The 9,401-nt window shown below is 69.4% G+C and carries 5 protein-coding genes and 1 pseudogene; 1 reads left to right on the top strand and 5 read right to left on the bottom strand.

Features of this window, described 5'->3' with window-relative positions:
* Nucleotides 1-193: hypothetical protein (locus D7Y21_RS38010; protein WP_147469498.1), on the top strand; the 193-nt coding region annotated here is incomplete at its 5' end.
* Between the two features lie 4 nt (nt 194-197).
* On the opposite strand, the gene D7Y21_RS38005 is transcribed toward D7Y21_RS38010, so the two are convergent.
* The 5 genes and pseudogenes from D7Y21_RS38005 to D7Y21_RS43200 form a co-directional block, all read right to left on the bottom strand.
* Entirely contained in the window at nt 198-3,578 is a 3,381-nt protein-coding gene (locus D7Y21_RS38005; RefSeq protein WP_121718314.1) for an ATP-binding protein, read from the bottom strand.
* A 186-nt stretch (nt 3,579-3,764) separates the two neighbouring features.
* Entirely contained in the window at nt 3,765-4,355 is a 591-nt protein-coding gene (locus D7Y21_RS38000) for a DUF642 domain-containing protein (RefSeq protein ID WP_121718313.1), read from the bottom strand.
* Between the two features lie 132 nt (nt 4,356-4,487).
* On the bottom strand, nt 4,488-6,656 hold the full coding sequence (locus tag D7Y21_RS42060; protein ID WP_158627413.1) for a putative metal-binding motif-containing protein: 2,169 nt from the start codon (nt 6,654-6,656) through the stop codon (nt 4,488-4,490).
* A 57-nt stretch (nt 6,657-6,713) separates the two neighbouring features.
* Nucleotides 6,714-8,957, bottom strand: coding sequence for a hypothetical protein (locus D7Y21_RS37975; protein ID WP_121718310.1), 2,244 nt, complete (start codon nt 8,955-8,957; stop codon nt 6,714-6,716).
* Between the two features lie 42 nt (nt 8,958-8,999).
* Nucleotides 9,000-9,401: pseudogene (locus D7Y21_RS43200) on the bottom strand (hypothetical protein); the annotation flags it as partial.

The following is a 9,401-nucleotide window of genomic DNA, read 5'->3' as shown; positions in this document are numbered from 1 at the left end:
GGTGGGGCTCGTGGGGGCGGCGGTGCTCGCGCGCGGCCTCGCGGGGATGCTCTACGGCGTGGGCGCGCTGGACGCCCTGACGTTCGGAGGCGTGCCCCTGCTGCTGGGCGCGGTGGCGCTCGTGGCCAGCTGGCTGCCCGCACGCCGCGCGCTGCGCGTGACTCCCGCCATCGCGCTCCGGGCGGACGAATAGGGCCTCAGGACACGGTGTCGTAGGCGGGGGGCGCTTCTCTCGGCAGGCGGACCGTGAACGTCGTTCCGGCCTCTTCGCTGGAGGTCGCGCTCACGTGGCCTCCGTGCGCGCGCGCCACCTGCTGCACGATGTAGAGCCCCAGCCCCACGCTGCGCGAGGACCGGCCTTCGTCATGGTGGCCGCGCCGCATGGCCTGGAAGAGGGTGGGCAGCATCTCCGGTGGGATGGGGCGGCCCCGGTTGTGGACCTCCAGCACCAGGCCGTCCCCCTCCTCGCGCGTGGACATCCGCACCGTGGAGCCGGGCTCGCTGTAGCGGAGGGCGTTGGTGACCAGGTTCTGCACCACCTGGCCCAGCCGTTCCTCGTCCCACGAGCCCAGGCCGTCGCCCTGTTGGTCCAGGACCACCTGCCGCTCCGGGAACGCCACCTGGACCTCCTCCAGCGCCTGGCGCGTGACCTCGTGGAAGTCCATGCGGCGGCGGTGCACCGGCAGCCCTCCGCCCAGCCTCGCCTGGGTCACGTCCAGCAGGTCGCGGATGAGGCGGTTCGCGCGCTCGGCGCTGCTGATGATGCGGCCGGTGTTCTTCGTCGCGCGCTCCCCCAGGTCATCGCGCTGGAGCAGGGCGTTCGCCGACAGGAGGATGGCGTTGAGCGGATTGCGCAGGTCGTGGCTGACGATGCCGATGAGCTGCTGTTCGAACTCCCGCTGCTCCCGCGCCTCCGCCTCGCGCCGGTGGCGTTCACTGATGTCCCGGCTCACCGTGGCGATGCCGATGTCCTCGCCCGTCGCGGCATCGCGCAGCATGAAGAAGTTGTAGTGCACGGGCACCGCCGCCCCGGTGCGGAAGTGGCGGAGGCGGAACTCGCCGTCCCAGCGCCCGTGCTCGCGCAGCCTGGGCAGGATGACGTCGCGCACGTAGGGGCGGTCCTCCTCCAGGAAGTAGTTGAGCAGGTGCGTGCTCCGCACCTCCTCCGGCCCCTCCAGCCCCAGCATCCGCTGGCCCGCCTCGTTGACGAACAGCGCCCGTCCGTCCGGCGCGCCAATGCCGATGAGGTCCGAGGACTGCTCCACTACCGCGATCAGCTTCTCGCGCTCCCGCTCCGCCTGGCGCTGCTCCCGGCGCGCCCGCGCCGCCGCGAGGTTGCCCTCCACGCGCGCCAGCAGCTCCCGCGCGGAGAACGGCTTCACCAGGTAGTCGGTGGCTCCCATGCGCAGGCCCTCCACCGTGGCCTCCTCGCCGGCGCGCGCGGACAGCAGGATGACGGGCACGTGCGCCGTCGCCGGGTCCTCGCGCAGCCGCCGCAGGAGCCCGAAGCCATCCAGCTCCGGCATCATCACGTCGCTGATGACGAGGTCCGGCATCCGGGCCCGGCACGCCTCCAGTGCCTCCAGCCCGTTCGCCGCGAGCGTCACCTCGAAGCGGTCCGCGAGCAACGAATGCAGATACGCGCGCATGTCCGCGTTGTCGTCCGCGAACAGGACGTGGCCGCCCACGGTCCTCATGAGGGGCGCGGGGGCCGCGGCGACCGCGAGCATGGCCGGGGTGCCCTCCGGCCCCAACCAGCCGGAGGCCTCCTCCAGGAACGCCGCGGCGGTCGCGCTCGTCGGAGCGCGCGTGGGCGTGGACGCCGTCGTCTCCCGTGGAGCGTCGGCCAGGGAGGACGCCTCCGCGGGCAGCGTCACCGTGAAGGTGCTGCCCTGGCCGGGGCGGCTCTCCGCCTGCACTTCGCCGCCATGCAGCCGAACCAGCTCCCGCACCAGCGCGAGCCCGATACCGCTGCCTTCGTAGCTGCGTCCCCGCGCGCCCTGCACGCGGTGGAAGCGGTCGAAGATGCGCGGCAGCTCCTCCGGCGGGATGCCCGTGCCGGTGTCCGCCACGCGCAACACCGCCTGTGTTCCCCGCAAGCGCAGGCTCACGTGGATGCCGCCCTGGTGCGTGAACTTGAACGCGTTGGAGATGAGGTTGAGGACGATCTTCTCCCACTGATCCGGATCCACCTTCACGGGGTGCGGCAGCGGGGGACAGTCCACGTCGAGCGTCAGGCCCGCGCGCTCCACGGTGGAGCGGAAGCCGCTGGTGAGCCCGCGGGTGAGCGCGGCGAGGTCGGTGGGCACCGCGGTCGCGTGCAGGCGGCCCGCTTCGATGCGGGAGAACTCCAGCAGCGTGTTGACGAGCTTGAGCAGCCGCAGGCCGTTGCGGTGCACCGTCCGCTGCCGTTCGAGCTGCCGGGGACCGAGCGGCTCCAGCGGATCCTGGAGGCCGTCCTCCACCGGCCCCAGCATCAGCGCCAGCGGCGTGCGGAACTCGTGGCTCACGTTGCTGAAGAAGTCCGTCTTCGCGCGGTCCAACGCGGCCAGCGCCTCCGCGCGGCGGCGCTCCTCCTCGCGAGCGCGGGCCTGGGAGATGGCTGTCGTCACGCCCCGGGCCAGCAGCTCCAGGAAGCCCCGGTACTTCTCATCGAGCGCCAGCCGGCGGCTCAGTCCCATCACCAGGAAGCCGGCGGGCCGTGCATGCCCCACGCGCGGCAGGGGCTGCACCCACGCGGAGGCCGTTCCCTCCGGCCACGGCCCCACCGCGACGGTGCCTGACGCTCCGGGCAGCTTCTCCCAGAGGAAGGCCGCGCCGGTGCTCGCGGCGGCGCCCAGCGGCCAGTCCGCGCTCGCCTCGCCCGTGCCGTCCGGGAGGGGCATTGATTCGGGAGCGAGCGCATCCCCCGCCGCGAGCCCGCTCGTCCCGGCGAGCCGCGCGGTGCCGGTGGTGTCATCCACCAGGTAGAGCAGGGCGAAGGGCACGTCGAGCGGCGCCGCGGTGATGACGCGCATGGCTTCGCGGCAGGCGTCGTCCGTGGTGGTCCGGTCCGCGGTGGAGGCCCCCAGCTCGCGCAGCATGTCCAGCCGCCGCGTGCCCACCACCTGTCCGGTGGTCTCCTTGAGCGCCGCGAAGATGCCCGCCACGTCGCCGGACTCGTCGCGCACGGGCGAATGGCTGTAGGTGAAGTAGCACTCCTCGACGAAGCCGTTGCGGTCGAGCGGCATCATCAGGTCATTGACGAAGATGGCCTCGCCCGTCCGGCGCATGCGCTCCCAGCCGGGGCCCAGCATGTGCCAGACCTCCGGCCAGGTGACGCCCGCGGCCTGTCCCAGGGCGGCGGGGTGCTTCGTGCGTCCGCAGATGGGCCGGTACGCGTCGTTGTAGAACTGGACGAACTCCGGACCCCACGCGACGTAGAGCGGATAGTCGGACGCGAGCACGATGCCGACGGCCGTGCGCAGCGACTGGGGCCACGTCTCCACCGGGCCCAGGGACGTCTTCGCCCAGTCCACCTGGCGAAGCAGGGCGCCACACGCGCCGCCGCCTCGCAGGATGTCGTCCACCGCGCCCATGTGCCTCCACGCCCAGGCGCGCCTTCAAGAAGGGAGGCCACTGCTGGGGCATGGAACTTCGAGGTTTCTCCATCCAATGGCCAGTGTGACGGGAGGAGCCTCCGGCGAAACGTGCGTCGATGAACGGCGGGCGCCTGGAGAGCGGCCAGGCGACCGCATGCGGAATGGGTCAGCGGACCGCGTGCATCACGGCCCGTTCACCTGGAGGTTGTCGATGGCCAGGCCACAGCCGACGCCACCGGAGGTGCTGATGAGCTCGATCCGCGAGACGGTGCTGGTGGCGTTGAACACGTAGGTGCGCGGGAAGGTCGACCACGTGCCGGAGCTGTTGGAGAAGCTGGCGGTGCTCGGGCCGTAGTTGAGGGTGGCCGACCGGGACACGGTGGTGCAGGTGGGGCTGTTGGACACGTAGAAGGACACCGTGTAGCCGGCGCCGACGACGGTGGGCACGTCCTGGTACAGGGATCCCGCGCCCAGACCGTTGAGGTCGATGGACTGGATGCCGCTCTGCGCCACCTTGTACGTGTTCTTCATCACCTTGATGCCGCCGGTGATGGTCCAACCCGGCAGCGCCGTGCTCCCGGGGTTGAGGATCACGTAGTTGAAATTGCCGATGTTGTTGTTTTCGAAGCTGCCGTTGGTGGCGACGTTGATGCCCTGCTCGACGTTGCCAAGCTCCGGCTCCTGGATCACTGCGTCCGGGCCCCCACAGCCCATCAGCGCGAAGAAGCCAAAGCCCACGACCGCGCTGCGACGCAGCAATTGCTTGCCATTCATATGGTGTGATTCCCCCTGAGATGTGTTTCGCCCGCGCGTCGTGCGACAGGCGAAACATACCGTACATGGTTTCACATCAAGTGTGTGAAACTTCACAATGGGGGTTGCTGGGCTGGTTGCTGTCCGGGTGGGTCAGGGGAGTGCGCAGCCACCCGTGGGTGCGGGACTGATCACGGATGAGGCGTTGATGACACATGACTGGACGCTGCGCAGGTGGATGAAGCCCGCGGCGCCTCCGCCGCCGCCGCCGCCGCCATCGGTTCCGAAGGCATCCCTGCTTCCGTCCGCGCCCTTGCGGGGCGCCGCCGTGCCGGTTCCCCCTGCGCCGCCGTCGCCTCCCGTGGTGTTCCCCCCGGTACCGCCAGCGGCCGGATTCGCGGAGTCTTCGCTGCCATTGGCTCCGCTCACGCCGTCATTGTTGCTGCTGTTGCCCCCCTCGCCACCACCGCCGCCATTGGCGGTGAGGCTGGCACTCACATTGAGCGTCAGTTGGAAGGCTTCGAGAACCACTCGGCCGCCACTGCCACCACCGCCACCGCCCCCTCCGATGCCTTTCTGGCCACCAAACCCGCTTGCGCCGATAGCCTTCGAAATCGTCAGGTTGCGCGCGACCGACAACTGAATGGCGCCGCCACCGGCTCCACCCGTGCCGGGAGTGGCGGAACCGTTGCCGCCACCGTTGCCACCCGGGCAGCCTCCCAGAAGGGGCTCGGGGCTGGTGGGCCGGGAAGTCCCTGCGCTGCCATGGCTTTGACTGTTGTAGCTCTTGCCTCCTTCCACCCCGGACGTGCCATTGCCAGCGCCGCCACCGCCCCCGCCACTCTTGCCGCTGTACGTGCCGGTCCCTCCCTGGGAGGTGCCGCAGGCCGTGGTGGGATTCGTGATGCTGCCCGAGGCCAGGATGGACTGGCTGAGGTTCACGTCGCCATAGACCGCGAGGATGACGGGAGAGGGGCCAGTGATTCGCAGGGTCCCGTTCAGCTCGAGTTTCTTCACCGGAATGAGCAGCACGGGCGGATTCCCGTTCGCTTGCGGCATTGACACGATCCTGAGCGATGCCGCGGTGGAGATGGCACTGGAGGGGTTCCAGATCAGGCCGGCGGTGTCGAAGGTGATGTCTCCGCTGGTCCTGAGCTCACCGATGTTCGCGCCCGCGATGGTATTCGGATCGAAGTTGTAGGGCTGATAGGGGAAAGCGCTGCACTCGGCTGTCACCAGGCACACGCCGGGAGCTCCACCTGACGTCGTACAGGCCCCGTTGAGGTCCACCTCGTACTCACACTCGGTGCTCGTCGTGCATTGCTGCTTCACGCGGTGGCATGGAGGTGGGACGCAGGCGTTGGGAAAGCCCACGCAGTTCCCGTTCCCATCACATTGGTCCGCCGTGGTGCACATCCGCGCGTCCTGGCATGCCGTCATGTTGGGGAGTGGCGTGAAGTCACAGGCGCCCGTCCGCGCGTTGCAGGTGCCCTGCGCCTCCATGCACTGAGCCAAGGTGGTGCACGTGCGCTCCGTACCTGCGCACGTCCCGTTGTCCCCGCACGTGTCCCCAACCGTACAGGCGTTCCCATCGTCGCAGCTCTTGCCGGCCGTGGAACCCACTGCCTCACAGAGTCCGGAGGCGGGATTGCAGGCCTGGGGTGTGTCACAGGTGCCCGTGGGCTGGGAGCACGTCGTCGTCTGCGAAGGCAGACATCTTGCCTCCAGGCCGGAACCCTCACAGTGGTCCCCCGTGGTGCAGGCGTTGCCGTCGTCGCATGACTGGCCCGCGCAGTTCGCCTCCTGGCAGCCCACCCGCTGGTTGCAATTCAAGTCCGCCAGCGAGCCACAGGGTTCCGTCGCGCCGGGATGGGCGTTGGAGTTCGAATCGTCGCAGTCGGGCCGCTCCGATCCGGGGGCCTCGGCGAAGTAGCCGTCGCCATCCGCGTCCGTCGCCCGCAGCGTCACGCTCCAGTCGGCGGAAGTCCCCGGGGCCACGTCCAGCGAGGGATTGTGGCGAACCTCCACGACCGTTCCCGCGCATTGCGTGCCGCTGACGGCGCTGAACGAAGTCACCGTGAGGTTCATCAGCCGGTTCCAGTCCGGCTTGCGGACCATTGCGAGCCGAAACTCCTTGTCCTGGAACTCACCGGAGGGGACGTCTGCCTTCGCCAGGCGGACGCCGTCTCCCACCTCCACTCGTACGCAGCGGGGTTCCTGGGAGACGTACTTCACCGTCACGCGAAGGACGCCCTCGGCGGGGTCCTTCATGCGGCAGGCGGAGAGCAGCACCATGCAGGTCAATAGACAGAACAGACGCATGGTGCCGCACTGTACTCACTCGCCCGCTGTTGCTGGAATTCCAGGAGGAAGCGTGCGTCAGAGAGGCTGGCAGCCTCCTGTCGAGGCGGGGCTGATCACATGACCGGACGCCTGGGTGCAGCTCCGGACGCTGCGCAGATAGATGGAGCCCGCGGCGCCACCGCCACCGCCGCCACCGCCGTTACCCAACACGACCGTTGTTCCGTTATTGCCAGGGGAGGGGAGGCTGGAGGTGCCACCCGAGCCACCGTTGCCACCCGTGGTGGCAGAACCCGCGCCGCCGTTGGCGCTGCTGTCGCTGTCCTCGCTACCACTCGCGCCATTCTCCCCAGGATTCGCGGCGAGGGTTCCTGCGCCAGCACCCTCTCCACCACCACCGCCATTGGCGGTGAGTCGCGCGGTGGACGTCAGGTTCACCTGGAAGGCTTCCAGCGCGATGCGGCCTCCGCTCCCTCCGCCGCCACCTCCCGCCGAATGGGCGGGTGAAGCGCTCGCCTTACCGCCCAAACCACCGCCGCCGCTCACGGAGAGGGCCTTGCCGACGGTCAGTGTCCTGGCGACCGAAATCTGGAAGGCGCCACCACCCGCACCGCCAAGTCCGCCGGCCGCGTTGCCCGAGCCTCCACCAGGGCCCCCCGCGCATCCACCGAGGAGTGGCGTGAAGACCAAGGGTTGCTGCAGGCCCGCGGCGCCCCGCGAGTTGCTGGCGTTGAAGCCATCTCCGCCATTCGTTCCAGCCGTCGCACCGCCAGCACCACCCCCACCGCCACCCTGGCTCCCGCTGAACGTCCCGGTCTTGCCCTGTGATGAAGAACACTGCTGATTGCCGCCGGCTCCAGGGACCGGTGCGCCATTCACGATGCGCCCGCTGGCCAGGATGTCGTGGTCCAGCGTCGCATCCCCATACACCGCGAGGATGACCGGACGGCTGCCCACGATGCGTAGTTCGCCGCCCAGGGCCAGGGTCCGCACCGGGATGAGCAGGATGTCGGGTGCTCCTCCGCCCTGGGGCACGGTCTTGAGGGTGAGCTGACTGGTATCGGGGCCGACGTTCGAGGGCGTCCAGGACTCGGCGTCCGTGTCGAACACCACCGCGCCGGTGGTCCTCAGTTCGCCAAGCTCACCGCCAGGAATGCCGTTCGGATCGAAGTTGCTGGGCGTGTACGGGAACGCGACACACTGGCCCGTCGCGGTGCACACGCGTGGCGTTCCGGACCCGTCCAGGCTGCAGGGCAGGTTGAGCTGGGCCGGGTCCCCCGAATAGATGCAGGAGTTGTTCGCCGTGCAGCCCGCGGCGGTCTTGCACTCCACGGGAGGGCACGGCGTGTCCGTGCCGATGCACGTGCCATTGCCATCGCAGAAGCCCGGTTCGTGGCAGACGTTGCCGTCCTCGCAGGACGTGGTGACCGGCTTGGGGTCGTACACGCAGGTGCCGTTGGTCGGGTTGCAGGTGCCCGTGGACTCCTGGCAATCGGGGCTCGTCGGCGTGGTGCACGTCTTCAAGGTCCCCTCGCACTGCTTGTCGGCCGTACAGCGGCCATCGGTCATGCACGGGTTCCCGGGGTCGCAGGCCGCGCCGACCTGCACGTTCCCGTCAATGCACAGGCCCGTGGCGGCCTCACACGTCACCGTCGGCTGACATTGGCCCGCGGACTGCGTGCACTTGGGCGTGCCACCTCCGCACTGCGCCGACGCCCCCACGCCAATGCACCGCTTGCCCGTGTTGCACAGGTCTCCGTCCGTGCACGTCTTCGCCGAGCAGTCCAAGTCCTCGCACGCGAACTTCCCATCACAGTCGTAGTCGATGGTCGTGTCGCACTTCTCCACGGCGCCCGGGCGGACGTCCCCCTTCGTTTCGTCGCAGTCGGAAGTGCCCGCCCATTCGATGCCGGAAGGCGAGCCGTCGCCGTCAGCGTCCACTGCCTTCAGCTCCACGTCGAAGCGCGTGTACTCCTTGGGGACGATCGTGAGCGCGGCGTTCGTGAACCGCTCCACCGCCTCACCCGAGCACCGGTCGCCGTCAGCCTCCGCGTACGACGACACCGTGAGGTCCAGCGTCGCGTCCCAGTCCGCCTTGCGGCGCACCGCGACCAGGACCTCGTTCTTCTCCGCGTTCTTGAACTCGCTGGAGAGGATGTCCGTGGCTTCCTGGTGCCCGTTCGCGTCCTTCGCCTCCACGCGCACGCACGCGGGCTTGAAGGTGCCGTACTTCACGGACACGCGGATGGCGCCTTCGTCGGGAGCCTTCTCCCGACAGGCAGCGAGCAACAGCACACAACCCAGCAGGCAGAGCCGATTCATGGCGCCGCACTGTACCCAACACTTCCCGGAGTAGGGGATAGGTCAGGGCTGCGTGCAGGAGGTGGTGGCCGGGGGGCTGATGACATGCCCGACGGCCAGCGCGCAGGGTTGGACGCTGCGCAGGTGGATGTAGCCGGCGCTGCCGCCACCGCCACCGCCAGACCCCTCGGTCCCCCAGCCATCCCGGGTTCCATCCGTGCCCTTGACGGGGGGCACCGTCCCAGCGCCGCCGGCACCGCCAGCACCTCCGGTGGTATTGCTGCCGGTTCCACCATTGGCAGGAGTCCTTGAATCCTGACTGCCGTTGGTTCCAGCGCTCCCCGTATTGCTGGTGGTCGTTCCGCCCTCGGCACCACCGCCTCCATTGGCGGTGATGCGAGCGGCGGCGGTGAGATTCAGCTGAAAGGCTTCCATCACCACCTGGCCGCCGCTGCCTCCACCCCC

It is taken from the genome of Corallococcus sp. AB045 (assembly GCF_003668895.1).
In the GTDB taxonomy this organism is placed as follows: domain Bacteria; phylum Myxococcota; class Myxococcia; order Myxococcales; family Myxococcaceae; genus Corallococcus; species Corallococcus coralloides.
The sequence above is the reverse complement of the archived record's forward strand: the minus strand, read 5'-3'. Positions and strand labels throughout refer to the sequence as shown.